The organism is Xanthomonas sp. F4 (assembly GCF_011761895.1).
Map to the genome: position 1 here is coordinate 1,686,419 of NZ_JAASQX010000001.1, position 26,965 is coordinate 1,713,383.

At 65.9% G+C, this 26,965-nt stretch carries 8 protein-coding genes; 4 read left to right on the forward strand and 4 right to left on the reverse strand.

Going from position 1 to position 26,965, the window contains the following annotated elements; translation table 11 throughout:
- Positions 1-28 precede the first annotated feature (28 nt).
- The 4 genes from FHR66_RS07460 to FHR66_RS07475 form a co-directional block, all read right to left on the reverse strand.
- Positions 29-15,175, reverse strand: a complete 15,147-nt coding sequence (locus FHR66_RS07460; protein ID WP_167087619.1) for a non-ribosomal peptide synthetase/type I polyketide synthase — start codon at positions 15,173-15,175, stop codon at positions 29-31.
- On the reverse strand, positions 15,172-16,875 hold the full coding sequence (locus FHR66_RS07465; protein WP_160969564.1) for a cyclic peptide export ABC transporter: 1,704 nt from the start codon (positions 16,873-16,875) through the stop codon (positions 15,172-15,174). The genes FHR66_RS07460 and FHR66_RS07465 overlap by 4 nt, the downstream gene beginning before the upstream one ends.
- A gap of 22 nt (positions 16,876-16,897) precedes the next feature.
- Positions 16,898-20,089, reverse strand: coding sequence for a non-ribosomal peptide synthetase (locus FHR66_RS07470; protein WP_167087622.1), 3,192 nt, complete (start codon positions 20,087-20,089; stop codon positions 16,898-16,900).
- Positions 20,090-20,203: 114 nt separating this feature from the next.
- A complete protein-coding gene (locus FHR66_RS07475) occupies positions 20,204-22,519 on the reverse strand; it encodes a M28 family peptidase (protein WP_160969568.1) in 2,316 nt (771 codons plus the stop codon).
- 519 nt (positions 22,520-23,038) lie between these two features.
- Between FHR66_RS07475 and FHR66_RS07480 the strand changes: the two genes are divergently transcribed.
- The 4 genes from FHR66_RS07480 to FHR66_RS07495 all read left to right on the forward strand — a co-directional run bounded on the left by FHR66_RS07480 (position 23,039) and on the right by FHR66_RS07495 (position 26,919).
- Positions 23,039-23,947 carry a CmcJ/NvfI family oxidoreductase gene (locus tag FHR66_RS07480; RefSeq protein WP_160969570.1) on the forward strand — a complete coding sequence of 303 codons (909 nt, stop codon included), beginning with the start codon at positions 23,039-23,041 and terminating at the stop codon, positions 23,945-23,947.
- A gap of 81 nt (positions 23,948-24,028) precedes the next feature.
- The gene (locus FHR66_RS07485) at positions 24,029-24,286 is read left to right on the forward strand and encodes a hypothetical protein (RefSeq protein WP_160969572.1); all 258 of its coding nucleotides are present in this window, start codon (positions 24,029-24,031) and stop codon (positions 24,284-24,286) included.
- A 74-nt stretch (positions 24,287-24,360) separates the two neighbouring features.
- Positions 24,361-25,827, forward strand: coding sequence for a phenylacetate--CoA ligase family protein (locus FHR66_RS07490; RefSeq protein ID WP_160969574.1), 1,467 nt, complete (start codon positions 24,361-24,363; stop codon positions 25,825-25,827).
- A gap of 60 nt (positions 25,828-25,887) precedes the next feature.
- The gene (locus tag FHR66_RS07495) at positions 25,888-26,919 is read left to right on the forward strand and encodes an alpha/beta fold hydrolase (RefSeq protein ID WP_160969576.1); all 1,032 of its coding nucleotides are present in this window, start codon (positions 25,888-25,890) and stop codon (positions 26,917-26,919) included.
- Positions 26,920-26,965 lie beyond the last annotated feature (46 nt).

Consider the following 26,965-nt stretch of genomic DNA (forward strand, 5'->3'; position numbering starts at 1 on the left):
CGGGCGCCAGGAATTCGTCCCGTGGTTCCTATGCCTCTGTCGCCAGCCGGGTCTCGTGCCGCAACGTATTGGCGTCGAGGAATCTGCAGATGTCCGGCGCGTAGCTTTCCAGGGCTTCGCTGGTCAGCAGGATGTTGTGGTGATATGGCACCTTCAGCTCGGTCACGTCCCCGCGGATGTACTTCTTGAAGAATTCGTATTTCTCCGGGCGATCGGAGTCCTTGGCGATGATCATCAGTACGTTTCCATGGAAGGGGGATGGATCGCGGTAGTAGGCCAGGCGGATGTTGTTGCTCTGGATGGCGCTCATCCGCGCGATCATGGTTTGCTTCAGGTCCTCCGACGCCGTCTGGTAGTCCCTGTAGCTGGAAAGGCGCGATTCGAGGTCCAGGCGGTGCTCTTCGACGGCCTGCTGCGGCCACTCCTCGTCGTAGAGCGGTGCGCCGTCGATCATGATCAGCTTGGCCACCGCCAGGCCGCGTTTCTGCATTTCGGCCGACATGGCGTGGGCGACGATGGCGCCGAACGACCAGCCGAGCAGGTGATAGGGCCCCATGGGCTGGATGACCTGGATCTGCTCGATATAGTCGGCGCACATGTCGGTGATCGTCTCCGGCAACGTGTCGTCGTCGTTCAGTCCGCGCGCCTCCAGCGCATAGACCGGCAGATCCGCGGGAAGGTGCCGCAGCAGCGCCATGTACGGGCGCCCGAATCCGCTGCCGGGGTGGATGCAGAACAAGGGGGGACGTTCACCGCTGCGCTTGAGCGCTAGTGGCTTGCCCTGCGGCGGGCGCTTGGTGAGATCGTCGATCTTTAACGCGATGCGCTCGATGGTCTCCTCCTCGAAGACGATGCGGATCGGTAGGTTCACGTTAAACGCCTTGTTGACGCGGGCTACCAGCAGCGTGGCGAGCAGCGAGTCACCGCCCAGGTCGAAGAATGCGTCGCGCACCCCGATGTCCTGGATGCCCAGTAGTTGCTGCCATATCTCCAGGAGCTGGAACTCGATGGTGGTGCTCGGCGCGACGCAGGCGGTGCCGCCGCCACGGACATAGAGCTGCATGCCCGCCGCGTCCTGGGGCGACTTGTCGATCCACTTCTCCATGCGCGCCTGCAGGTCCACGGTCGAATGGACGAGCTGCGGCACATCCGACCAGGACAGGGCGTATACAAGCGCTTGCGCGCCTTCACGGCCATCGACGCCATGGGCGTTTTCCTTGGCGGGCTCGCCGGCGAAGTGCCAGCCGTCCCAGTTGATGCTGAGCCATGCCTCGTCGCCTTGCGCATGCCGCGCGGTGGCAAAGGCGTCCATGTAGGCGTTCGCGGCGGCGTATGCCGAAAAGCCCAGGCCGCCCAGCACGCTCGACAGCGATGACATCAGGACGCAAAAGTCTACGTGCCGGTGTTTCAGCACGCGCTGCAGCACCATCGTGCCCTTGACCTTGGGAAGGAACTGGGCGCGGCTGCGCTCGAGCGTCGTGTCGGCCAGGGAGTGCATCGAATCGCGGACCTGGCCCGCGCAATGGATCACGCCGTCGATGTTGCCGAAACGGATTTCGGCCTGCTCGAAGGCATCGATCATCTGTGCCTCGTCGGTAACGTCGGCCTGGCAGACGAGGACCTGCGCGCCCCTGGACTCGAGCGCGAGCAGCCGTCCCAGCTTCGGAACCACAGGATCGCTCGGGCTGCGCTCGGCAATCCAGTTGGCCCATAGCGAACGCGGCGGCAATTCGTCGCGCACGATCAGTACCAACTTGGCGGACATCGCTGACAGGTGTTCGGCGAGCGCGTATCCGACCTTGCCCAGACCGCCGGTGATCACGTAGACGCCGCCGCGTTTGATGCGTGGCTGCAGGTGCTCGTCCGGCACCTTGCGGGGCTCGTAGGTTTGCGTCCAGCGCGCTCCGTTGCGAAAGGCGACGACGCTGTCGTTGCGTTCGGTCATCAGTTCGCCGAAGAGGCTGGCGCTTGCCGCGGACAGGGCGCCCTCGCTGCGGTCTTCCGTGTACGGGTCACTGAGATCGATAAGTCGCGAGCGCAGGTTCGGATGTTCTTGCGGTGCAACCTTGCACAGGCCGAGGATCGGTGCATGGTGCGGCGCGAGCAGTTCCGCGCCGGTCACACGAAACAGGTCGTGCGTCACCACGTGCATCGCCGCGTCGTCGGCCTGCAGCCGCGCCATCAGGATGGCGATGGCGAACGCCAGGCTGCAGTAGCCGTTGCGCTGCTGCGCCAGGAACAGGTCGAAGCCGCGCAGTTCGCTCTGCGCCTGGGAGCGGTCCAACGACCAGAGGTGCACCAGGCGATCGATGCGCAGACCGTCGCGTTCCAGGTTGTCGGCAAGTTCACCATAGTGGCGCGGGTCGTCGGCAACGATCGCGTAGTCGTCCGGACCGAGACGGGCGAATAGATCGCCATTGCACACCGTGATCGTCCGCTGCCCCGCGTGACGCAGTTGCTGCACGAGGCGCTCGCCAATTCCACCGCGATCGGCCATCACCACCCAGGTCAGCGGATGCGTGGCGTGAGCGCTGCCCGGCCTGGCCTTGCTGCCGCGTAACCGCCACAACGGAGCGTAGAACCAGTCTTGCTGATGCGGACGGCGCGCGTCGGCAGACGGTGCTGCCTGCGCAACATGACGGGGGGCATCCACCCAGAACCGGCGGCGCTGGAACGGATAGGTCGGCAGCGGCACGCGTCGCCTGCGCGCGGGGGCGTGATAGGCGGCCCAGTCGATGACGCCGGCGCCATGCACCCAGATCTGGCCGATGCAACGCTGCAGCGATCGGGCGTCATGATCCGATGTGGTGGCGTGGCCGAGGGCCGGGACCACGGTATGCGCGCTTGCATGCACGCGCTGCCGGGCGAAGCCGCTCAGCGCCTGCCCGGGGCCCACCTCGACGAAGACGCATCGGCTCCTCAGTGGCGAGGTCGGCGACAGCAGGACGTCCATGCCTTCGGCGAAGCGGACCGTGCCGCGCAGGTGCCGCACCCAGTATTCCACGTCGGTCGCTTCCTCAGCGGAAATGAAGCCGCCGCTGAGGTTCGACACGTAGGCGAGGCGCGGCGCATGCATCGACACGGTGCTCAGCGTCTTGCGCCATGCAGCGAGCATCGGCTCCATCATCGCCGAATGGAAGGCGTGCGATGTTTCCAGTTCCCGGCAGTCGATGCCCTCGGCGACCAACTTTTCACGTAGTGCAGCGATGGCGGCGGGGGCGCCGGACACCGTGCATTTGCCCTTGGCGTTGACTGCGGCGATGTCCACAGCGCAGCCGGACAGCCTCGTCCGCAGGCGTTCCTCGTCCTCGCGCACGGATAGCATCCGCCCTGGTGCCATTGCCTGCATCAGGCGGCCGCGCGTTGCGACCAGCCTCAATCCATCCTGCAGGGAAAATACGCCCGCCAGGCAAGCGGCGACGTATTCGCCCAGGCTGTGGCCGATCATCGCATCCGGAGTGAGTCCGTAGGACTGCAGCAGCCGGGCCATGCTGTACTCCACGGCGAACAGGGCCGGCTGTGCGAGCCAGGTCTGGACCAATTGCCGGTTGGCATCCTCGCGTGCCTCGTGCGGTGGATACAGCAACTCGCGCAGGTCCAGGCCAAGCGCGGTACGCAATTCTTCCGCACAGGCGTCCAGTTGTTCGCGGAACACTGGTTCGGTCTTGTACAACTCGCCGGCCATGCCTGCGTGCTGCGCTCCCTGTCCGGGGAACATCCAGATCAGCGAAGCATGCGGGTCCGACGTGTTGGTCGCCTCGGCCGGGGCCGAGGTTAGCGCTGTGGCGGCGTCCGCGGCCGTCGTGCAGACCACCGCCCGGCGCCAGGCGTGCGCCGTGCGGCCGGTTTGCAGCGTGTAGGCAACATCTGCCAGCGGCGCCGCCTGGTCGCTACGCAGATAGTCCGCAAGCCGCGTACTCGCCGCCTGCAAGGCCTCCGCGCTGCGTGCCGACAGTAACAGCAACTGCGCCGGCCGCGTTGCCGAGTCGCTCCCCGCCGGCGGCGCTTCCTCCAGTACGACGTGCGCGTTGGTGCCGCCGATACCGAACGCGCTGACGCCGGCGCGGCGCGGCCCGTCCTGCGTGGGCCAGGGGCGCAGTTTGGTATTCACGTAGAACGGACTGGCGGCGAAGTCGATCTCGGGGTTGGGCTGGAGGTAGTTGATGCTCGGCGGCAACTGCCCGTGCTTGAGTGCCTCCACCGTCTTGATCAGGCCGGCCATGCCGGCCGCGGTATCCAGGTGACCGATGTTGGGTTTGACCGATCCGATCGCGCAGCGTTGCGCAGGCTCGCCCGCGAAGGCGTGGCTGAGTGCGCGCATTTCGATCGGATCGCCCAGCACGGTGCCGGTGCCATGCGCTTCCACGTAGCCGATGCTCGCCGGCGATACGTCCGCGTTGCGCTGAGCCTGCTGGATGACCCGCGCCTGTCCGATCACGCTCGGGGCGGTGTAGCCGACCTTGTCGGCGCCATCGTTGTTGACCGCCGATCCTTTGATCACGGCGTGAATGGTGTCGTTATCGGCCAGAGCATGGTCCAGCCGCTTGAGCAGTACCACGCCCGCCCCGTTGCCGGCCCGCGTTCCCCGCGCGTCACGGTCGAACGCACGGCAATGGCCGTCCGGCGAGTTGATGTTGCCTTCCTCGTATCGATAGCCGCCTGGACCGAATTCGGCGATGCCGGCCGCACCGGCAAGCGCCATCCGGCTCTCGCCTTGCGCAACGCTGCGGCAGGCAAGGTGCACGGCCACCAGTGAGGTGGAACAGGCGGTGTTGACGTTGACGGCCGGGCCCGACAGGTTCAGCTTGTAAGAGATGCGCGTGGCGGCGAAGTCCTTGCTGTTGGCGTGCACGATGCTGGTGCCCAGCGCCGAAAAGGCGTCCAGCTGCGGCAGCAGGTGTTGCAGCACGTATTGGTTTTCGCCAACGCCGACGAAGACGCCGACCGGCCGTTCGCTTCGGGCATCGCCGTAGCCTGCGGTCTCCAACGCCTCATGCGCGCATTCCAGCAGGATGCGCTGCTGCGGATCGGTCACTTCCGCCTCGCGCGGGGTGAAGCCGAAATAGTCGGCGTCGAAGTCGGTCACGTTGTCCAGCAGGCTTCGCACCGGCACGAACCCGGGATGGTCGAGCAGGGCCGGTTCCACTGCGGCATCCAGCAGCTCTTCCCGGCTGAAGCGGCGCAGCGATTCCACGCCGTTGGCGATGTTGGCCCACAAGGTCGCGACGTCGCTGGCGCCGGGAAAACGGCCGGCCATGCCGATCACCGCGATCGCGCATCCCGGATCGGAGGCGGCGGACTGCTCCGGCGTCGGGCCGACCGCCGCCGGTTGCTGTATGCCGACCGATATGTGCTCAGACAGTCTGGCGATGGTCGGGTGCGCGAACAGGTCGGTGATGGAGATGTCGACACCGATGTTGTCGTGGATCTTCTGCCGCAGCGCGATGATGTGCAGCGAGGTGCCGCCCACATCGAAGAAGTTGTCGTGCATGCCGACGCGATCGAGCGCGAGAAGTTCCTGCCAGATGCCGGCCAGCAGCGTTTCGGCCTGGCTTCGGGGTGGGACGTAGTCGTGGCGCGCGAAGGCGCCATCGTCGGGCGCCGGCAACGCGTTGCGGTCGAGTTTGCCGCCTGGGGTCAGCGGCAATGTGTGCAGGATGACGAACGCGGCTGGCACCATGTAGTCGGGCAGGCCGGCGGCCAGGTGCGCGCGTAGTCGCGCGATCAGTTCGGAAGTGCCGTCGTTGCTGCCCGGTTCGCTGTGCGCACGGGGGACGACATAGGCGACCAGGCGCCTGTCTGTGCCCTCGCCACGCGCGAGCACGACGTTGTCGCGCACGTTGGGGTGCGCGGCCAGACGCGCCTCGATCTCGCCCAGTTCGATACGGAAGCCGCGCAGCTTGACCTGGTGGTCGTTGCGGCCGAGAAATTCGATGCTGCCGTCAGGCAGGTGGCGCGCCAGGTCGCCGGAGCGGTACAGGCGGGCGTCGGGATCGGCGACGAACGGGTCCGGCAGGAAGCGTTCGGCGCTGAGCGCCGGACGGTTCAGGTAGCCGCGGGCAACGCCGACGCCGCCGATGCACAGTTCCCCCACTGCGCCGGGCGGCACCAGTTGACCGTGCGCGTCGAGGATGTAGACGCGGGTATTGGCGACGGGGCGGCCGATGAGCGTTGCCGGGTCTTGCGCACGTACCACCTGGCTGGTGGCGTTGACGGTCGTCTCGGTCGGGCCGTAGCAGTTGAACAGCGTCGGCCTGACGCCCCCGTCGCCGAACCAGACCTGCAGCGCGTGCCGGCTGGTCGCTTCGCCACCGATGACGATGTGGCGCAGCGTCCGCGGTGCACGCGCTTCGCTCCATGCGTCGGCCCACTGCGACCAGAGCGAGGTGGGCAGGCTGAGCGCGGTGATGCCATGGGCGGTGCAAAGCTCGTTGAACGTGGACGCGGAGGCTAGCCAGGCATCGGTCCGCAGCACCAACGTGGCGCCGCTGCAAAGCGCGCCGAAGATTTCCTCCACCGAGACGTCGAAGCATGGCGACGAGAACTGCAGGAGGCGATCGTGCGCAGTCAGCCCGTAGAGGCTTTTCAGTGCCCAGATCTGATTGCAGACCGAGCCATGTTCGATCATTACGCCCTTGGGAGTTCCGGTGGACCCAGAGGTGTAGATGACGTAGGCCAGATGACGGGCGTGCAGGCCGAGGGCGTGCGGATCCGGATCGGTCTGCGGCTGCTGGTGCCAGGCCGGATGCGGGTGGTCCAGGTCCAGCACGTGGCGGCCCGGCAGCGCCTCGTCGCCGAGGGCGATGCGGCCGGCGGCGTCGACCAGCAGCAGGGCCGGATCGGCGTCGTCGAGGATCTGCTGCAGGCGTGCGGCGGGATAGTCCGGATCCAGCGGCACGTAGGCGCCGCCGGCCTTGAGGATGGCGAGCAGGCCCACGACCATGGCGAAGGAGCGCTGCACGCACAGGGCGACCAGGCCATCGGGGCGCAGGCCCTGGGCGATGAGGTGGTGCGCGAGCTGGTTGGCCTGTGCGTTGAGCGCGGCGTAGCTGAGCGTGTGCGTGTCCAGGACCAGGGCCGTGGCATGCGGGCTGCGTTGCACCTGCTCCTCGAACAGCTGGTGGAGGCAGCGATCGTCGGGATAGGGGGCCGCGGTCTGGTTCCAGGTCTCCAGCAACAGCTGGCGCTCCTGCGGTGCCAGCAGGTCGATGCGGGACAGCGGCTGGTCGTCGGCCTGGACCATGGCCGCGAGCAGGGTCATCAGGTAGCCGGCCTGGCGCGCGATGGTGGCCGCATCGAACAGGTCGGTGGCGTAGTGGAGGTGGCCCTGGATGACGTCGCCGACCTCGCCCAGGCTGAGCTCCAGGTCGAACTTGATCCGGTCGAAGGGCGTGGCCAGCGGTTCGGCCAGCAGGCCGGGCAGGTCGAGCGTGCCGGGATCGTTGTTCTGCCAGTCGAACAGGACCTGGAACAGCGGGGCGTGCTCCAGCTGTCGTGGCGGATTGATCCGCTCGACGATCTGCTCGAAGGGAACGTCCTGGTGGTCCTGGGCACCCAGGGCGGCGGCGCGCACGCGTTCGAGCAGGCCACCGACGGTCGGCTCGCCGGACAGGTCGACGCGCAGCGGCAAGGTGTTGACGAAGAAGCCGACCAGCGGCTCGATCTCCTGCCGGCTGCGGTTGGCCGACGGGGTGCCGATGACCACGTCGTGCTGGCCGGCCAGACGCGCCAGCACGGCGGCCCAGGCGGCGGCCAGGGTCATGAACAGGGTGGTCTGGTGCTGTTGGCCGAGGCGTTTGAGTGCGCGGGTCAGCGTGGCATCGAGCGCGATCGGCACGCTGGCGCCGGCATGGGATGGCGTGGCCGGGCGTGGCCGGTCGGTCGGCAGGGTGAGCAGGACCGGTGCATCGGCCAGGCAGCGGCTCCAGTAGTCCAGTTGCTTGCCCAGGCGCTCGACGGTGAACCAGCGCCGCTGCCAGGCGGCGTAGTCCGGGTACTGCACGGCCAGCGGCGGCAGCGGATCGGGCTGGCCGGCGACCATGGCCCGGTAGAGCGCACCGAGTTCGTTGATCAGGATGCCCAGCGACCAGCCATCGGAGACGATGTGGTGCTGGGTGATCAGCAGCACGTGGTCGGCCTGTCCCAGGCGCAGCAGGCGACCGCGGATGAGCGGGCCGCGCGCCAGGTCGAAGGGAGCGAGGACTTCGTCGAGGGCGAGCCTGTCGATGGCCGCGGCCTGGTCGGGCTGGAGGCCGAGGTCGTGCTCGACCAGGGGGAAGGCCTGTCCGGCGGGCAGCAGGTGCGCCAGCGGTTGACCATCGGCACTGGTGGCGAAGACGGTGCGCAAGGCGGCATGCCGCTGGAGCAGGGCGTCCAGGGCACGGCGCAGGGCGAGCGGATCGAGGTCGCCGCGCAGGCGCAGGGCGCCGGGCATGTGGTAGGCGGTGCCGGTGCCTTCGAGCTGGGCCAGGAACCACAGGCGCTGCTGGGCGAAGGACAGCGGCAGGGTGTCGCCGTGGTGGACCGGGACGATGGCCGGCAACGACGCCGTGGCGGCGCCGCTCTGGTGGCGGGTGACGACGTGTGCCAGTTCGCGCAGCGTCGGGTGGGCGAAGACCTCGGCCAGCGACAGGCGGACGCCGCAGGCCGCCTCGATGCGGCTAAGCAGGCGCACGGCGAGCAGAGAGTTGCCGCCGAGGGCGAAGAACTGGTCGTGGCGGCCGATCCGTTCGCGCCCCAGCAACCGGCACCAGGCCTCGGCGAGGATGGCCTCGGTGCCCGGGTGCGGCGGCGCGTAGGCATGCCGGGCGAAGGCGTCGTCCTGCGGCGCGGGCAAGGCCTTGCGGTCGAGCTTGCCGTTGGCGCTCAGCGGCAGGGCAGGCAGGCACACGAACGCGGCCGGCACCATGTAGTCGGGCAGGGTGCGGGCCAGGAACGTACGCAAGGTGGTGACCAGCGCATCGCTGGGCGCATCGGCGGGCGTCTCGCGCGGGACGACATAGGCGACCAGGCGCATGTGCGCTGCCTCGCCCAGGGCCAGCACGACGGTGCTGTGCACGGCTGGGTGTTCGGCAATGCGCGCCTCGATCTCGCCCAGTTCGATGCGGAAGCCGCGCAGCTTGACCTGGTGGTCGATGCGGCCGAGGAACTCGATGGCGCCATCGGCGCGGTAGCGCGCCAGATCGCCGGTCCGGTACAGACGTGCCTCAGGATCGGCGGCGAAGGGATCGGGGAGGAAGCGCTCGGCGGTGAGCTGGGGGCGGTTCAAATACCCTCTGGCCACGCCGACGCCGCCGATATGCAGTTCGCCGACGGCGCCGAGCGGCACCGGTTGGCCGTTGCCGTCGAGCAGGTAGATCGTGGTGTTGGCGATGGGACGGCCGATGGGCACGCTCTCCCCGGCGAAGGCGGGCGGGCAGGTCCAGGCGGTCACATCGATCGCCGCTTCGGTGGGGCCGTAGAGGTTGTGGAGGGCGCTCCAGGGCAGGCGCCGTTGGGCCAGGCGCACGCTGCTGGCGGGCAGGGCCTCGCCGCTGCAGACCAGGTGGCGCAGCGTGGTGCAGCGTTCCACGCCGGGGGTCTGCAGGAACAGGGCCAGCATGGAGGGCACGAAATGCGCGGTGGTAACGCCGTGTTGCACGAACAGTGCGGCCAGGGCATCGGGATCCTTGTGCGCCCCCGGCGGCGCCAGGGCCAGGGTGGCCCCGTTCAGCAGTGGCCAGAAGAACTCCCAGACCGATACGTCGAAGCCGAAGGGAGTCTTCTGCACGACGACGTCGCGGGCGTCGAGGCGATAGGCCTGCTGCATCCAGACCAGGCGGTTGACGAGGGCGCGGTGCTCGTTCTGGGCGCCCTTGGGGGTTCCGGTGGACCCGGAGGTGTAGATGACGTAGGCCAGATGGCGGGCGTGCAGGCCGAGGGCATGCGGATCCGGATCGGTCTGCGGCTGCTGGTGCCAGGCCGGATGCGGATGATCCAGGTCCAGCACGTGGCGGCCCGGCAGCGCCTCGTCGCCGAGGGCGATGCGGCCGGCGGCATCGACCAGCAGCAGGGCCGGATCGGCGTCGTCGAGGATCTGCTGCAGGCGTGCGGCGGGATAGTCCGGATCCAGCGGCACGTAGGCGCCGCCGGCCTTGAGGATGGCGAGCAGGCCCACGACCATGGCGAAGGAGCGCTGCACGCACAGGGCGACCAGGCCATCGGGGCGCAGGCGCTGGGCGATGAGGTGGTGCGCGAGCTGGTTGGCCTGTGCGTTGAGCGCGGCGTAGCTGAGCGTGTGCGTGTCCAGGACCAGGGCCGTGGCATGCGGGCTGCGTTGCACCTGCTCCTCGAACAGTTGGTGGAGGCAGCGATCGTCGGGATAGGGGGCCGTGGTCTGGTTCCAGGTCTCCAGCAACAGCTGGCGCTCCTGCGGTGCCAGCAGGTCGATGCGGGACAGCGGCTGGTCGTCGGCCTGGACCATGGCCGCGAGCAGGGTCATCAGGTAGCCGGCCTGGCGCGCGATGGTGGCCGCATCGAACAGGTCGGTGGCGTAGTGGAGGTGGCCCTGGATGACGTCGCCAACCTCGCCCAGGCTGAGCTCCAGGTCGAACTTGATCCGGTCGAAGGGCGTGGCCAGCGGTTCGGCCAGCAGGCCGGGCAGGTCGAGCGTGCCGGGATCGTTGTTCTGCCAGTCGAACAGGACCTGGAACAGCGGGGCGTGCTCCAGCTGTCGTGGCGGATTGATCCGCTCGACGATCTGCTCGAAGGGAACGTCCTGGTGGTCCTGGGCACCCAGGGCGGCGGCGCGCACGCGTTCGAGCAGGCCACCGACGGTCGGCTCGCCGGACAGGTCGATGCGCAGCGGCAAGGTGTTGACGAAGAAGCCGACCAACGGCTCGATCTCCTGCCGGCTGCGGTTGGCCGACGGTGTGCCGATGACCACGTCGTGCTGGCCGGCCAAGCGCGCCAGCACGGCGGCCCAGGCGGCGGCCAGGGTCATGAACAGGGTGGTCTGGTGCTGTTGGCCGAGGCGTTTGAGTGCGCAGGTCAGCGTGGCATCGAGCGCGATCGGCACGCTGGCGCCGGCATGGGACGGCGTGGCCGGGCGTGGCCGGTCGGTCGGCAGGGTGAGCAGGACCGGCGCATCGGCCAGGCAGCGGCTCCAGTAGTCCAGTTGCTTGCCCAGGCGCTCGGCGGTGAACCAGCGCCGCTGCCAGGCGGCGTAGTCCGGGTACTGCACGGCCAGCGGCGGCAGCGGATCGGGCTGGCCGGCGACCATGGCCCGGTAGAGCGCACCGAGTTCGTTGATCAGGATGCCCAGCGACCAGCCATCGGAGACGATGTGGTGCTGGGTGATCAGCAGCACGTGGTCGGCCTGTCCCAGGCGCAACAGGCGACCGCGGATGAGCGGGCCGCGCGCCAGGTCGAAGGGAGCGAGGACTTCGTCGAGGGCGAGCCTGGCGATGGCCGCGGCCTGGTCGGGCTGGAGGCCGAGGTCGTGCTCGACCAGGGGGAAGGCCTGTCCGGCGGGCAGCAGGTGCGCCAGCGGTTGACCATCGGCACTGGTGGCGAAGACGGTGCGCAAGGCGGCATGCCGCTGGAGCAGGGCGTCCAGGGCACGGCGCAGGGCGAGCGGATCGAGGTCGCCGCGCAGGCGCAGGGCGCCGGGCATGTGGTAGGCGGTGCCGGTGCCTTCGAGCTGGGCCAGGAACCACAGGCGCTGCTGGGCGAAGGACAGCGGCAGGGTGTCGCCGTGGTGGACCGGGACGATGGCCGGCAACGACGCCGTGGCGGCGCCGCTCTGGTGGCGGGTGACGGCGTGTGCCAGTTCGCGCAGCGTCGGGTGGGCGAAGACCTCGGCCAGCGACAGGCGGACGCCGCAGGCTGCCTCGATGCGGCTAAGCAGGCGCACGGCGAGCAGGGAGTTGCCGCCGAGGGCGAAGAACTGGTCGTGGCGGCCGATCCGTTCGCGCCCCAGCAACCGGCACCAGGCCTCGGCGAGGATGGCCTCGGTGCCCGGGTGCGGCGGCGCGTAGGCATGCCGGGCGAAGGCGTCGTCCTGCGGCGCGGGCAAGGCCTTGCGGTCGAGCTTGCCGTTGGCGCTCAGCGGCAGGGCAGGCAGGCACACGAACGCGGCCGGCACCATGTAGTCGGGCAGGGTCCGGGCCAGGAACGTACGCAAGGTGGTGACCAGCGCATCGCTGGGCGCATCGCTGGGCGCATCGGCGGGCGTCTCGCGCGGGACGACATAGGCGACCAGGCGCATGTGCGCTGCCTCGCCCAGGGCCAGCACGACGGTGCTGTGCACGGCCGGATGTTCGGCAATGCGCGCCTCGATCTCGCCCAGTTCGATGCGGAAGCCGCGCAGCTTGACCTGGTGGTCGATGCGGCCGAGGAACTCGATGGCGCCATCGGCGCGGTAGCGCGCCAGATCGCCGGTCCGGTACAGACGTGCCTCAGGATCGGCGGCGAAGGGATCGGGGAAGAAGCGCTCGGTGGTGAGCTGGGGGCGGTTCAAATACCCTCTGGCCACGCCGACGCCGCCGATATGCAGTTCGCCGACGGCGCCGAGCGGCACCGGTTGGCCGTTGCCGTCGAGCAGGTAGATCGTGGTGTTGGCGATGGGACGGCCGATGGGCACGCTCTCCCCGGCGAAGGCGGGCGGGCAGGTCCAGGCGGTCACATCGATCGCCGCTTCGGTGGGGCCGTAGAGGTTGTGGAGGGCGGTCCAGGGCAGGCGCCGTTGGGCCAGGCGCACGCTGCTGGCGGGCAGGGCCTCGCCGCTACAGACCAGGTGGCGCAGCGTGGTGCAGCGTTCCACGCCGGGGGTCTGCAGGAACAGGGCCAGCATGGAGGGCACGAAATGCGCGGTGGTAACGCCGTGGTGCACGAACAGTGCGGCCAGGGCATCGGGATCCTTGTGCGCCCCCGGCGGCGCCAGGGCCAGGGTGGCCCCGTTCAGCAGTGGCCAGAAGAACTCCCAGACCGATACGTCGAAGCCGAAGGGAGTCTTCTGCACGACGACATCGCGGGCGTCGAGGCGATAGGCCTGCTGCATCCAGACCAGGCGGTTGACGAGGGCGCGGTGCTCGTTCTGGGCGCCTTTGGGGGTTCCGGTGGACCCGGAGGTGTAGATGACGTAGGCCAGATGGCGGGCGTGCAGGCCGAGGGCATGCGGATCCGGATCGGTCTGCGGCTGCTGGTGCCAGGCCGGATGCGGGTGGTCCAGGTCCAGCACGTGGCGGCCCGGCAGCGCCCCGTCGCCGAGGGCGATGCGGCCGGCGGCATCGACCAGCAGCAGGGCCGGATCGGCGTCGTCGAGGATCTGCTGCAGGCGTGCGGCGGGATAGTCCGGATCCAGCGGCACGTAGGCGCCGCCGGCCTTGAGGATGGCGAGCAGGCCCACGACCATGGCGAAGGAGCGCTGCACGCACAGGGCGACCAGGCCATCGGGGCGCAGGCCCTGGGCGATGAGGTGGTGCGCGAGCTGGTTGGCTTGTGCGTTGAGCGCGGCGTAGCTGAGCGTGTGCGTGTCCAGGACCAGGGCCGTGGCGTGCGGGCTGCGCTGCACCTGCTCCTCGAACAGCTGGTGGAGGCAGCGATCGTCGGGATAGGGGGTCGCGGTCTGGTTCCAGGTCTCCAGCAACAGCTGGCGCTCCTGCGGCGCCAACAGGTCGATGCGGGACAGCGGCTGGTCTGGCGCATGTACGCTTGCCTCGAGCACGCGGACCAGCGCGTCTGCCATGCGCTCCATCGAGGCATCCTCGAAGAGGCTGCGGTTGAAGCGCCAATCCACGATCAATCCCGCATCCGACGCAACGGCGTCCACCTGCAGGTCGAACTTCACCGGAGCGCCGGGGTTGTCCAGTGCCTCGACGTCGATGCCAGGCAGGCGCAACCCGGCGCGCTCCTGTGTTTGCAGCGCCAGGAAAATTTGCACCAACGGCGTGTAGGCGGGGCTGCGCCCCGAGCACAAGGTGTCGACCAGGGTGTCGAAGGGCACGTCACGATGCTGCAGCGCTTCGATCACGGCCTCCCGGCTGAGCGCCAGGGCATCGGCGAACGTCATGTCGCCGCGCATTGGCACGCGTAGTACCAGCGTGTTGACGAACAAGCCGACGACCGTTTCCAGTTCCTTGCGTTGCCTGCCACTGACGGGGAAACCAAGAGTGATGTCGTCCTCGTTGCTGTAAGCAGACAGGACAGTGGCCAGTGCCGCATGCAGATACATGAAAAGCGTGGCGTTGCTGGCCTGGCATAGCGTCTGCGCGGCTTGCAGCCAGCGTTGCGGCAGAATCCGGCGGACGGTGCCGCCGTCGTAGACCTGGACTGCAGGCCGCGGTTTGTCCAGCGGCAGGCTGTGCAGCGCCGGCAAATCAGCCAGCTTTGCTTTCCAATAGTCGAGCTGCGCCAACTGATCGGGGCCCTCGGCCTGCTGGTTGCTCCATGCTGCGTAGTCGATGTAGTGGAGGGTCGGTGCCGGCAGCGCCGGCGGCGTGCCGGCGGAAAGCGCCGTATAGAGCGCGCTGATCTCGTGCTCCAGAATGCCGATGGACCACTCGTCCCCGGCGATGTGGTGGATGTTCAGCAGCAGCATCCAGTTGCCGTTGCCGAGGTCGCTGCAGGTGGCGCGGAGCAATGGTCCGGCGGCAAGGTCGAAACGCCACCGGTTCTCGCGCTGCAGCAAGCGCTGCAGGGCATGCTCGGCCTCATCGGAGGTGGCCATGGAGAGATCGAGGTGCTCGAATGCCACGCGCCCTGTGGGCTGCACGCATTGCCGCACCTCGCCATCTTCCTCGGCAAAGACGGTCCTCAAGGCCTCGTGGCGCGCCACCAGCGTATCCAGCGCGGCCTGCATGTGCGCGGCATCGAAACTGCCGCGCACGCGGTAGACCCCGACCATGTTGTATGCGCCATTCGCCTCCTCCAGCATGTGGAGCAGCCACATGCGGCGTTGCGCCATGGATGCCGGAGCCGATGTCCTCGTCTCCGGGGCCAGTGCCTGGATGCCCGCGACATGCCGCGTCTCCGACTTGGCCAGTTGTTGCAGGATGTCCTGCTTGTGCCGGCGCAAAAGATCGAGCAGTGCGCGATCCGGGGTGGGACCATCGAAGTGGACGCGCAGATCGCCGTTGTTCTCGGCCAGACGGATGCCGCTGCGAACGCATTCGCTCAGGAGATCGTGAATGTTCATGTGCGCGCAGACGTCCGTTCCAAAGTGAAAGGGTTCATGGCGGGCTGGCGGCTGCCTGGGGGGCTGTCGCGTTCCACGCAACAGGCATCGCTCGGAGTGTTTTGGGTGGTGGACGCGATCACGCCGTTGTCGAACTTCAGCACCTTGTCGGCGAGATGGAAGTAACGCTCGTCGTGACTGACCACGATCGAGGTCTTGCCCAGCTTCTTCAGCCCGGGCAGGAAGGTGCCGTAGAAGAACTCGCGAAACTCCACATCCTGGTCCGCGGCCCACTCGTCGAAGACGTAGATCTCCGACTGCTCGAAGTAGGCAATCAGCAGGGCCAGGCGCTTACGCTGGCCATAGGACAGCCTGGTGGTGGACAGGCGTCCGTGCTCGACGCTGACCTTGTCGGAGAGATGCAGCCTGTCCAGCCAGTCTCGCACCTGCTCGGGCTCAATCTCCTTGCCGTGCTTCGCCACCAGCGTTTCGAACAGGTAGTAATCCTGGAAAATCGCAGAAAAATACTGGAAGTGCGCCCGCTGGTCTGCCAACTGCACGCCATTGATCAGCACTTCGCCGGCATGGCGCTCGTACAATCCGGTCAGCAGCTTCGCCGCGGTGGTCTTGCCGCTTCCGTTGCCGCCGACGAAATAGACGATCTCGCCACGCGCGATGTCCAGGTCCAGCGGGCCGACATTGAACCCGGGACATTCTCCGTCCGGATTGTCATGGCGGAAAAACAGTCCTTTCGCCGACAGCGACTGAAACGGCTCCATCGCCAAAGGTGAGGAGGAGGCGGTATCCGTGGCATCGAGTCTGAGCGCATGCAGGTGCGCGATGGCCGCCTTGGCGGCATGCACGGTGCGGAACGAATTGATGAGGACCGTGAGCGGGCCGACGATATAGAAAATGGTCAGCACGAAGGTCACCACCGGTTCGCGGTCCGGCACGCCGATGTGCGAGGACAGGAACAGAAGCGTGCCGACCCCGATGAAGATGATCGCGGTCGCCCAGCTGTTGGAGATGTTGAGAAACAACTCCGCGGTCTTGGTGGCGTCCTTGTATTTTTGGGCGAATCCCTCCAGCTCATCCCGGATCAACCAGCCCTCCCGGTCCGGGTTCAGCTTGAGTTCCTTGCTGCCGTCGATGACCGCTTCGTAGCACTTGAACAGATCGTTCTCCACCTTGCGGCGCAACTGGAAGCGCGCCTCCGCCCGGTCGGCGATGACGACCTTGGCCACGTAGAGGCCGATGAGGAGGAGTACGAAGAAGACCAGGAACAGGCGGGATGAGATGACGGCGAGATAGACCAGGCACGCCAGCACCACGGTGATGTTGAACACGTAGTTGGGCAGCGCGACGAGGAAGTCGTGCAACGCAGGGACGTCGCGGGTGAGCGCGGCGTACAGCCGGTGGCGCCCGATGGCCTCGATTCTGCGAACCGATAGGTGGCTGATGGCCTGCACCAGCTTGTGACGGAGGCCATGCAGCATGTTGGCGCTGAGTCGCGACAGCGCCACCTGAGAAACCAGGCCGAACCCGACCATCAATACCAATGCGCCGGCAAATTCTGCGATTGCGTCCGGCGCGGCGACGGCGGCGCGCATGTCGCGGCCAACCAGGGCCAACAGCCAGATGTTGGCTGCGCCGGCAGCGATGCTGATCGCGCTGGCGAGCGCGATTTGCGGCTTGCTTTGCTTGACGACGTCCAACACCATGGCTTGATAGTCCGTTCTGCGCTCAAAGATCGATGAAGGTGTCCGATGACGCTTCCCGCAGATCGCATGTCGCGTGGCGCACGCGCTCCAGTTCCAGTTGCTGGATCAGCAAGCGGCCTTGTGCGGCGATCGTGGTGTTGGAGAACAGCAGCGGCAGGTCGACGCGCAGCGCGAATTCGCGTTCGATGGACGAGGCAAGCTTGAGCAGCAGCAAGGAGTCGCCGCCTCTCGAAAGAAAGTTCTCGTGAATGCCGATGCCTTGTTGCTGCAGCGTCTCCTGCCACAGCATGGTCAGACGGTGTTCGGTGTCATTGCGGGGTGACGCGTCGGCAGCCGCGCCGCGTGGTGCGGAGCCTGGCGCAGGCAATGCCTTGCGGTCCACCTTGCCGTTGGGGGTCAACGGCAGCGCGGAGAGCGGAATGAAGCGCGATGGCAGCATATGTGCCGGCAGGCGCATGGTCAGGAACCTGGCGAGATCGTCCAGAATCTCGGGCATGGCGGGATCTGCTTTGTCCTCGCCTGCCGGCGCCACGACGACATAGGCCAGCAGGATCCGGCCTTCGGCGACCCCCGCCGTGCCGTGGCCGACCACGGCGCATTCGGTGACCGCGGGGTGCTCCAGCAGGCATGCCTCGACTTCCCCTGGCTCGACCCGATAGCCGCGGATCTTCTCCTGATTGTCCTTGCGTCCTCTGTACTGCAGGCGGCCATCGCTGGTCCAGCGCGCCAGGTCGCCGGTCCGATAGACCCGAGTTTGCGCGTGGGGGTTGAATACGAACCGCTCCGCGGTGGGCGCGGGTTGGTTCAGATAGCCCCTGGCCAGACCGGCACCGGCGATATGGAGTTCGCCGACCATGCCGGTCGGAAGCGGATCGCCTGCCTCGTCCAGGACGTAGACCTGGGTGTTGTGGATAGGCCTTCCAATGGAGGCGTCCCCGCCTTTGCTGCGCAGGCAGACGGTGGAATAGGTCGTGCTTTCGGAGGGGCCGTAGAGGTCGTAGACCTTCACTGCCGCAAGCTGCATATAAAGCGCGTCCACCAACTCCTGCTGCAACAGTTCCCCGGCCAGGTTGAGGCAGCGCACAGAGGTGGGAATGGCTGCGGCATCGAGCAGTGCTCGGATCGCCGATGGAACCGTATTGATCAGCGAGACGCCGTCGAACTTCTGGTCCCTGAGCGCCAGCACGTTTTCTGCCAGGACGACGCGGCCGCCGATGGCGAGCGGCACGAAGAGTTCGAATACCGACAGGTCGAAGCAGATCGATGTTGCAGCGAGCACCGCGGACAACTCGCTGGCCGAATAGTGCGCGAGCGCCCATTGGATGAACGCGGCGGCGTTGCGATGCTCGATCAGGACGCCCTTGGGTCGCCCTGTCGAGCCGGAGGTGTAGATGACGTAGGCGACTTCCCGCGCGGACAGCCCGGTTGTCGCGCGCGCCGGATTCACCGCTGCACGCTCATCCTGTGCGGCCTTGGCGCAAGGGAGGTCCGTACGGATGGCTGACCCACCGACATCACCCAGGGCTTGGGCACCCACCGCGTCGGCGAGCAGGATCGCTGGGCGCGCATCGTCGAGAATGTGGTGTATCCGCGATGGTGGATAGGCAGGGTCGATCGGGACATAGGCAGAGCCGGACTTCAGCACGGCGAGCAACGCGACCACCAGTTCCAGCGATCTGCCATGGCACACACCCACCATGTGCCGAGGGCCGGCGCCTTGCTCGATCAGCCGGGCGGCCAGCAGGTTGGCCCTGCGGTTGAGTTCGGCATAAGTGAGCGTGGAATAGCCACACGCCACGGCGACGGCGTCGGGTGTACGCTCGGCCTGCTCTTCGAAGAAATCGTGGATGCACGCGTCCGGGCGCAACGCGACGTCGGCGCCTTGCCAGACGCTGAACTGATCCTGCGATTCCTCCGCGAGCAGGAGCCGGTACGCAGCGACCTGCTGTCTGCCATCGGCAGCGACCTGGTGCAGGACGTGCACGAGCCTGTCGAGCACGGCCTGCGCGTCGGTCTCGCCGAAATGGCCGAGCGCATAGTCCAGATGCAGCCGCACGTCCTGGTTTCCATAGTCGCAAAGCACGAAGGTCAGTGGGACACGCTCCTGCGAGTGCGACAGGTAATGCGTTTCCACCGGCTCGCCATGGATCTGGAAATCGAAATCCAACTTCTGATAGTTGAAGGCGATTTCGTATGGGAGATCGTCGCTGGTGCCGTGCTTTTCGCGAAGTGCCCTGACCAGGTCGCCGAGCGGGAAGCGGCCATGGCGATAGTCCTGCCGCAGCACCGAGGCCACGTATTCGACCAGCTGGATGAAGGAGATGCAGGGCTGCGCGGCGAACCGATGCATGTTGACGTTGACGATGGAGCCGATGGTGTCCTTGTCATCCGCATTGCGTCGGTTGTGCACAGGCGAGCCGATGACGAGATCGGTGCGCTGGTACGACCTGGAAAAATAGAGGTACAGCGCTGCATGCATCACCGCGACCAGATCGGCCTTCGCGTCGGCGGCCAGTTGCCGCAGCGAGGTGAGCAAGGCCGCATCCAGGACTGCACTGACACGCTTGCTGCCAATTGCTGCCGGCGCATGCAAAAGCGGGAACAGCGCATCCCTTGTGCCAGTGTGGCGCGAAAGCCAATGTTCGCGGCTGCGCAGATACTGCGGGCTGCCGCGATAGCCGGATTGGCGCAGCATGTGATCGAGGAAGGAGCAGGGTGGGCGGCCGAGCGCCACCTCAGGAGCGGTCTCGCCCAGGTCCGCGTACATCCCAAGAAAGCGACGCATCTGCAGGGCGAATCCCCAGCCATCCATGATGAGATGATGGGCTTTGGAGAAATACCAGTGCTCGCCGGATGCCAGCCGCAGCAGCGCATCTTCGAATACGTTCGATGCGATGTCGCCGAACGCCGTCGCCATGCGTTCCTCGATCCAGGCCAGCGCAGCCGCCGCGGTGGCAACATCCACGATGCGCAGTTCGGTCTGGCACACGTCGCTGAGAAACGGCGTGCAACGGCCCCCGACTTCGCGGAAACGCAGGCGATAGGCATCGTTTTCCTGCAACAGACGAGTGCGTGCCTGCCGAAAACGGCCAAGATCCAGCTCGCCGCGATAGACCTGATAGCCCCCGATGTTGTTCACCACCTTCCCGAAGAGCTGCCCCTCCAGATAGATGTCCTGCTGTGCCGGTGTCAATTCGAGAACCATGTGCTTCATCCAATCGCTTCCATCGCCATACGGTGATGCCGGACGTGCGCCGCCGCTTACGCCGCCGCCGTGCTCTTGCCTTGCTGGTGGTGCCAGGTATGGATCGGGAGCGCCTCTTTCGGGTCAGAGCGTGACGTCGCTGATGACGACGCTTTGGTCGCCGTCCTGGTAAGGCACGGCGCCGCTGTCCCTGGCCTTCGCCAGCGCGCCAGCCTGCTTGGTCAGGGGTGAGAATGACTTGACCAGCACGGTGGCCGGGCCCTTGTTGGCCATCGCGAGGGTGAGCTGCATGCCGTTGCATGACCTGCCTCGACAATTGAGGACCTTGTAGTGCCCGTAGCTGGAGCGGCTGCCCGCATAGTCCATCCGCTGGTCTGCGGTTTCGATCGAGTGCAATCCCATTGCCTCCGGGAAAAACAGGCCTACACGCCGGATCGAGGCATCCGCATCGATGCGAATGGTCGAGGTCCTTCCGGTGGCGGTTTGCTCCGTTCTCAGAACGGTCACGTTTGCCGGGCTCAGCGACGCGGATGCCACAGGCGCGGCGAGATAGGTCTCACCGGACTCGGGGAAGACGGGTTTCATGGACGCCCTGGCTCCCATTGCACGGGCCACAGCGAGAGGCGGCGACGCGGTTGACGAGACGAGATGGGCCTCGCCGCCGGCGCCCTGTACGTAGAGGATGTTCACCGCCTGCGGCTGCTCTGCGTCGTAGGCGGGGGCGTGCATCGAAAAGAAGGCGCTGCCGGCAACGACCAGCAACATCGCGGCGCCGCCGTAGCGCAGGGTCCTGGAGGGCGTGCCGGTCGGCATCAATGGCGCATGGAACGAGGCGGCCAGGCCGATGAGCACGCCCATGCTCACAGCGCCGATTGCCTCATTGAACCCGAGCAGCATTTCGAAGAGGAATGCCGCGTTCAGCAAGGTCGCGAACGCCACAGATGCCGGCAGCAACAGAACAAGCGGCAAGGCCTCGCGCAATCGCGGGGCAGCCAGGAGCAGCAGTGCCGCGGCCGACAGTGCCATGGAGGGAAGGATGAACAGGTAACTGATGCCGGGCAGGAACAGGGCCGTCACCACGCCAGCCAACAGCCACGCATATCCCACGCCGATCCAGCTTCCTTCGGGGCTGCTCCAGCGCCTGAGTGCGCGTTGCGTGGCCAATGTCGCCAGCAGCACGCACGTCCATAACAGCAACCGGTTGGCCGCGGTGGCGCTGTGCCATGACGGATCGCCCCCATTTGCCATGGACAGGGCGGCCGTCAGCAAGTAGCCGACCAGGCCGCCCAGCACGGCGCAGGCGACGACCAGCAAGAACCCGGTCAGGATGCTGACCCCGGCAATGGGCTGCCGCTGTCCGCGGCGCCAGTGGCACAACGCGAAGATGCCAAGCAGTGCGACGGCCAGGCCGGTGCCGGCGCTTGCCGGCCATCGAACCACGCCCACTCCCATGATGTCGGTGTACACCCGGCGGCCCATCGCCTCCGGTGCAGGAATGTCGCGATCCAGCAGCGAGACAAGCAGGCCGTAGACGTGATCGCCTTGTTGCTGAAGGCTACCGCGGTTCAGCGACTGCAGATTGTCGCGTGGCGTGTGGTAGTAGGCCATGTGATCGCCATAGGCGAAGTTGACGCCCTGCATGCCGTGCGATTTGAAGATCGTCAGGTCGGTGTCGTTGGGCAGCAGCGCATATGCTGTGTCGAGCAGGGAATTGGCCAGCGGCCGTGCGGAGCTGGCGGCGAAGGCGTCGACCAGCCAGCCGCTGGTGCTGCCGGTTTCGAACAACGCACTTTGTCCGGACGTGCCGCGTGCCTCGATGTTGATCGCCAATGCGAGACCGGCGGCGAGCGGGGACTGGGTGGCGAATGCGTGGGCACCCAGCAGTCCGGCTTCTTCGCCGTCCGTGAACAGGAAGCGAACGCTGTTCCTGCCTGCGGGACGTTGCGCAAGCATCCGCGCCGTCTCAAGCAGGATCGACACGCCCGCACCGTCGTCGCTTGCACCGGGGCCTGCATCGACCGAGTCGTAGTGCGCAGACAACAGCAACGTCTTGCCGTCTGCCGATCCCTCGCGCAGCGCGGTGATGTTCTCCACCTTGGCGCAGACGTAGACCCTAAGCTTGCGGCAGGACATGGCTTGTTGGACGTCCGGCTGATAGCCGTACGCGCGCAGTGTGGCGAGAATCCGCTGCCGTACTTTGTCGTTTTCTTCGCTGTCAACAGGATGTGGCAGCTGCTGCGGCAGGAGGTGCGTCAATACGTCGAAGGCCCGATCGGCGGAAAAACGGTCCGCGTCGGTTGCCGTGGCCGGAGGAACCGGCTCAAGACGCCACTTCGCGAGCGCCGCAAAGATAATGAATAGGCTGACGGAAACAATGAATGAAATATTCGCTACTTTCCCAATCCGTTTGGGGTCTGCCTGAACATTCGGTCGCGTCAAGGCCGTACTCCATGTAATTCAGCATAATGCAGCGTGCTGCAGGAATTGCAGTTCTCTGTGCGTCATCCTGGTTGCGTTGCAGCATGTCGCAAGTGAACTTGATCCTGGCGATGGTGCAGCGAAGGGATCGTTGCGACAGGCGCGAACTCTATGCATTTCCACGTTTTTTTTGGTAGACAATTCCAGCTCTGTTCGATTTCCAGATGGCGTTCCGTGTGGTTGCGCACTGTTTGCAAGTGGACAGGAAATCGCAGTCGAATGGTCACATTTTCCGTTTAGAACTGTCTTCGTAAATCTGTGCCGGATTGCGCGGCGTATCGCAGAATCTTCGTTGACAGTGCGAATCTCCCGAGAGTAGGATCGGTTCCTCGCTGAGGGGCTAGTGCCTGATTTTTCAGCAGTGCATATTCGACGCATTCGCGCTGCTGCCGCAATCGCGGCGGCTTACCAGCAGAGATCGCCGCTTACTCTGAGCGTTTCTGTCCCGACGTCAACGGCCATTGATAGGCGGTGAGAAGAATGGAAAGTGCACCTACGACGTTGTATTACTCCGCTCCGCTCACCCCAGGAGGTCGGGTGGACAACTGGCAATGCGACGCGGCCACGCGTCCGCCGGAGGTCATCTGCAACTTCCTGACAGTCGGGATCGAGCTAGGCGTAAACGATCTGCGAACCGCGCCCGATCTGAGTCCGACGCTGGATGGCTGGGGATTCCAGAAATTCGACGCCCCCACTGCAGTGGACCAGAAGGATTTTCTGGAGTACGGAAATGCGTCGATCGAGTCTTACATCGAGGAAACCAAGGACCTGCTGAAGAACGTGCTTGGCGCGGACGATGTCGTGCATTTCGATACATGCATCCGCCAGAAAGATACCGAATCCGCCGTCAAGCTGGTCAACAATCCGTTCGTCGGGCCGTACCAGCGCGTGCACGTTGACCAGAACCCAACCAGTGCGCAGGCGCGGCTCGATCATCATGCCAGCCACGCGCGGCATGTCAGCCGGTTTCAGATCATCAACGTCTGGCGTGCGTTCGTCGAGCCGGTCAAGAACTTTCCACTCGCGTTGCTCGACTACCGCACGGTGGATCCGGTAGAGGATCTGGTGGTCACGCGCAGGATCCTTCCGGAATGGATGCATGAGCGCTGGGTGCAGGACCGTGAAGGATTTTCGCTCAAGCACAGCGACGCGCATCGCTGGTATCACTGGAGTGGGCTGAGGCCGGAAGAAGTCATCCTGTTCAAATGCCACGACAGCGCCAGTAAGAGTCTGCTCACCTCGCATGGCAGTCTCTCGTCGGGAACCGACACCGGCTTGCGCGATGTCGCGGGGGTGTGTGCGCATACCGCCTTCTTCAATGCGCAGGGACCGGTCACGGGTCACCTACGCAGTTCGGCCGACCTGCGGTTTCTGGTGCTTTACAACTAGGGTCTCAGGTTGGCCATGTCGCTAGACGACCACCGCTTTCCATGTCCGAGTCACTGATCATGGTTTTCAAGGAGATTGGCAATGACGAACGAAGAAGAGCAGGTTGAATCGGTGGCAAAGCTGTACGCGAAAGCGACCGAAAACGATTGGCGCACGGTGCAGTCTGCTGCGCAGCACGCGCAAGCCGATCGCCCGGTGGCTGCAGGTGAAGAGCCGGTCGGCGGGCAGGCGTCTACCGAAGCGTCATCGTCGGCGAGTCCGATGACGACGGCCGAGACGGTCAAGCTGATGAATGTCGCCCGCTCGATTCTCGTGAACGAGAATGGCAGCGTCGGCTAGACATGGATGCGCTATCGGCGTCGTAGTGCCGCCCCGGCCTTCAGGGCGGTTTTTTTTGCAGGAGGAGTCGCAGGGTGTACTTCGTACACGAGAACCCGGTGCGCTCGTCCTTTCCGGATTTTCAGATGGCGCCAGGGAAAGGAGGCGTCCAGTTCATGCGGCACGACAGCGATCTGCTTGAGGCATCGCAGTCTGGCTCGATCCAGGCCTTGCACGCATTTCACGGTGCGCTTCTTCCCGGAACGATCGCTAACGCGCTCGATACCCCTTTTTATCGCGCGCACTGGTCAGGATGCTCGCTGCGGCATGTCGGCCTGGATAGCCTGGCAGAGTTGCCACCGGTCGAGAAGGATCACATCCGCGCGGCCGGCGATGCAGCGAGGAATCGCGCAGGGGTCATCTGCGACGATGTCTTCACCACGGGGACGACGGGAAATCCGCTGATCACGGTGCGCAGCGACCGTGAGCAGGCGTTCATCGCCGATTTTTTCGCGAGAGTGCTGCGCGACCGCCCACCGGGGCCACTGCTGCGTGGGCTGGAGTTCAAGAACCCGTATCACGGCCACCTGGTCCGGGTGCCCGGGGCTGCCCATTATCATCGTGTCAGCGTATTCGACGCGGGCAGTTTCGAGTACGGGCGGACCACTCTCCTGCGCAGCCACAACGACGCCAACGTGGATGCACGCTGCTCGGTGCTGATGGGGCTGGAGCGCTGCTTGCGCGCGTTTACCCTGGACACGTTGCGAACCTATCCGGATGGCTTCCCAGTCACGGCGCTTCGCCTGGTGGTTTCTTACTCGCAGTATCTGACGCAGGCCTGGCGCCGTAGGCTGCAGGAGACCTGGGCGGCGCCGGTCGTCGACCGGTTCGGCGTCAGCGAGGTGTTCGGCGGCGCCAGCCAGTGCCTGGCCTGTGGCTGGTACCACTTCGAGCCGTTCGTCATCGCAGAAGTGATCGGTGCCGAAAGCGGAAACCCCATTTCCGCGGGGCAGGGTCTGCTCGCCTTGACCGCGCTGTCTCCCTTCCAGCAGGCGCAGCCTCTGATCAGATACTTGACTGGAGACCTCGTCGAGGTGACGCACACCTCCTCGTGCCGTCCGGGCACGACAGCGATAAAGCCGCTGGGGCGCGCGCGATACGGCGTGCCGAAGCCTGGCGGTGATCGTTGGCTGGTCACTCCGGCGTCCGTGCTTGAGGCAGTGGACGAAGTGCCTGAGATCGAGCGCACGGCACGCTTCGCCGGCATCGAGCAGGTGCGCGATCCTCATGCGGTCGGTAACCCGAAATTCCGGACCCGCTGGTCGCAGCAGGGGGGCGTCGTCGCTGTCAAGGTCGAGGTGGCGCTTTGCGATGGCCTGTCCGAACGCCGCCGCTTCGATATCCTTGCCGAACTCCGGGACGAGGTCTTGCGTCGCAACAAGGCGTTGGCGGATGCGCTTCAAGACAACGCTGCGACGCTCGACGTCGACGCCTGCGACGGTATCGAGGAGGGCGATCTGATTGCGCAGGCGCATTCGGGTGGGGTATGGAGCGCGGCATGATGCTGGTCGAGCCGTACGACGTCAGGGTGTGCGGTGCGGCGTGTCCGCAGCATTCCGGCAATGAGCGAAGAGGGTCCGATGCGAGAGGATGAAGGTGAGTCCTTGTGTCTGCGTGGAGTACGGACATGGCACGAACAGTGCGTCCAGGGAGTTTTCGGGGACGTGTTGGGCAGGCCGGTCGACCGGATAGATTTCGACAGCAGCTTCTTCACCCTGGGGGGGACTTCTACGCAAGCGGCGCAGTTGGCCAGTCGGATCGGGGAAGCGTTCGACATCGCCGTTCCTGTGCAGGCGGTTTTCGAGCAGTCGACCGTGCGGGACCTGGGGCAGTGGCTCGAAGAACGCACCAAGCGTCTACCGCAAGGTGCGCCATTGGCGCTGAGTCCAGAAGGTCGCAATCGCACGCTGGTATGTATTCATCCTTCCAGCGGATTCGGTCGGCCTTACAGGGTGTTGCTGCCGCATCTGGCAGCCGATATGTCGGTCTACGCCCTGGAGGCGCGCGGCCTGCGCGACGGCGAAGCCTTGCCTGCGACGCTTGATGAGATGTGCGCCGACTACATAGGGCAGATCCAGCGACTTCAGGCGTGTGGTCCTTATCACTTGCTCGGTTGGTCTTTCGGAGCGATCCCGGCCCATGCCATCGCGACCGCTATGCAGGCGCGTGGGCTGGAGGTGGACAGTCTTGTCCTGATCGACGGGTTTCCCTTCGACGGCGAACCTTGGATCGAACAAATGGTGTCAAGCCATCGTGCGCATTGGAGCCAGGAAATATTGAGCTTCCGGGAAGTGCGTGATGCCTGTCCCGAGCGGCAGGCCGCCATGCTGGATCGTCTCTGTGCGATCAAGAGAAACAACGTGCGCCTGCAGGCATATGAGAATCGCGCTGTCTTCATGGGAGACGCGCTTCTGGTCAATTGCGGGGCGCATCCGTTCTCGTGGAACGCGTATGTGTCCGGAACGCTGCAGGAAGTGAGTGTTCCGTTTGGACACAATGTGCTGATGATGGAGGAAGCTGCTGCGTTCTACGGCCCCAAGATCGCCGATTACCTAGGCCGAGGCATACGGGGTGGCGCGCCGCGAGGCGCTTGATCCAGTGTTTTTCGCAACAAAGACTCGTCGCGCGGGTGGCCTAACG

What these genes read in the sequence shown, in the direction of transcription:
- FHR66_RS07465 (WP_160969564.1), bottom strand. Translation starts at nt 16,875, where the DNA reads ATGGTGTTGGACGTCGTCAAGCAAAGCAAGCCGCAAATCGCGCTCGCC.
- FHR66_RS07480 (WP_160969570.1), top strand. Translation starts at nt 23,039, where the DNA reads ATGGAAAGTGCACCTACGACGTTGTATTACTCCGCTCCGCTCACCCCA.
- FHR66_RS07470 (WP_167087622.1), bottom strand. Translation starts at nt 20,089, where the DNA reads ATGAAGCACATGGTTCTCGAATTGACACCGGCACAGCAGGACATCTAT.
- FHR66_RS07460 (WP_167087619.1), bottom strand. Translation starts at nt 15,175, where the DNA reads ATGAACATTCACGATCTCCTGAGCGAATGCGTTCGCAGCGGCATCCGT.
- FHR66_RS07485 (WP_160969572.1), top strand. Translation starts at nt 24,029, where the DNA reads ATGACGAACGAAGAAGAGCAGGTTGAATCGGTGGCAAAGCTGTACGCG.
- FHR66_RS07495 (WP_160969576.1), top strand. Translation starts at nt 25,888, where the DNA reads ATGAGCGAAGAGGGTCCGATGCGAGAGGATGAAGGTGAGTCCTTGTGT.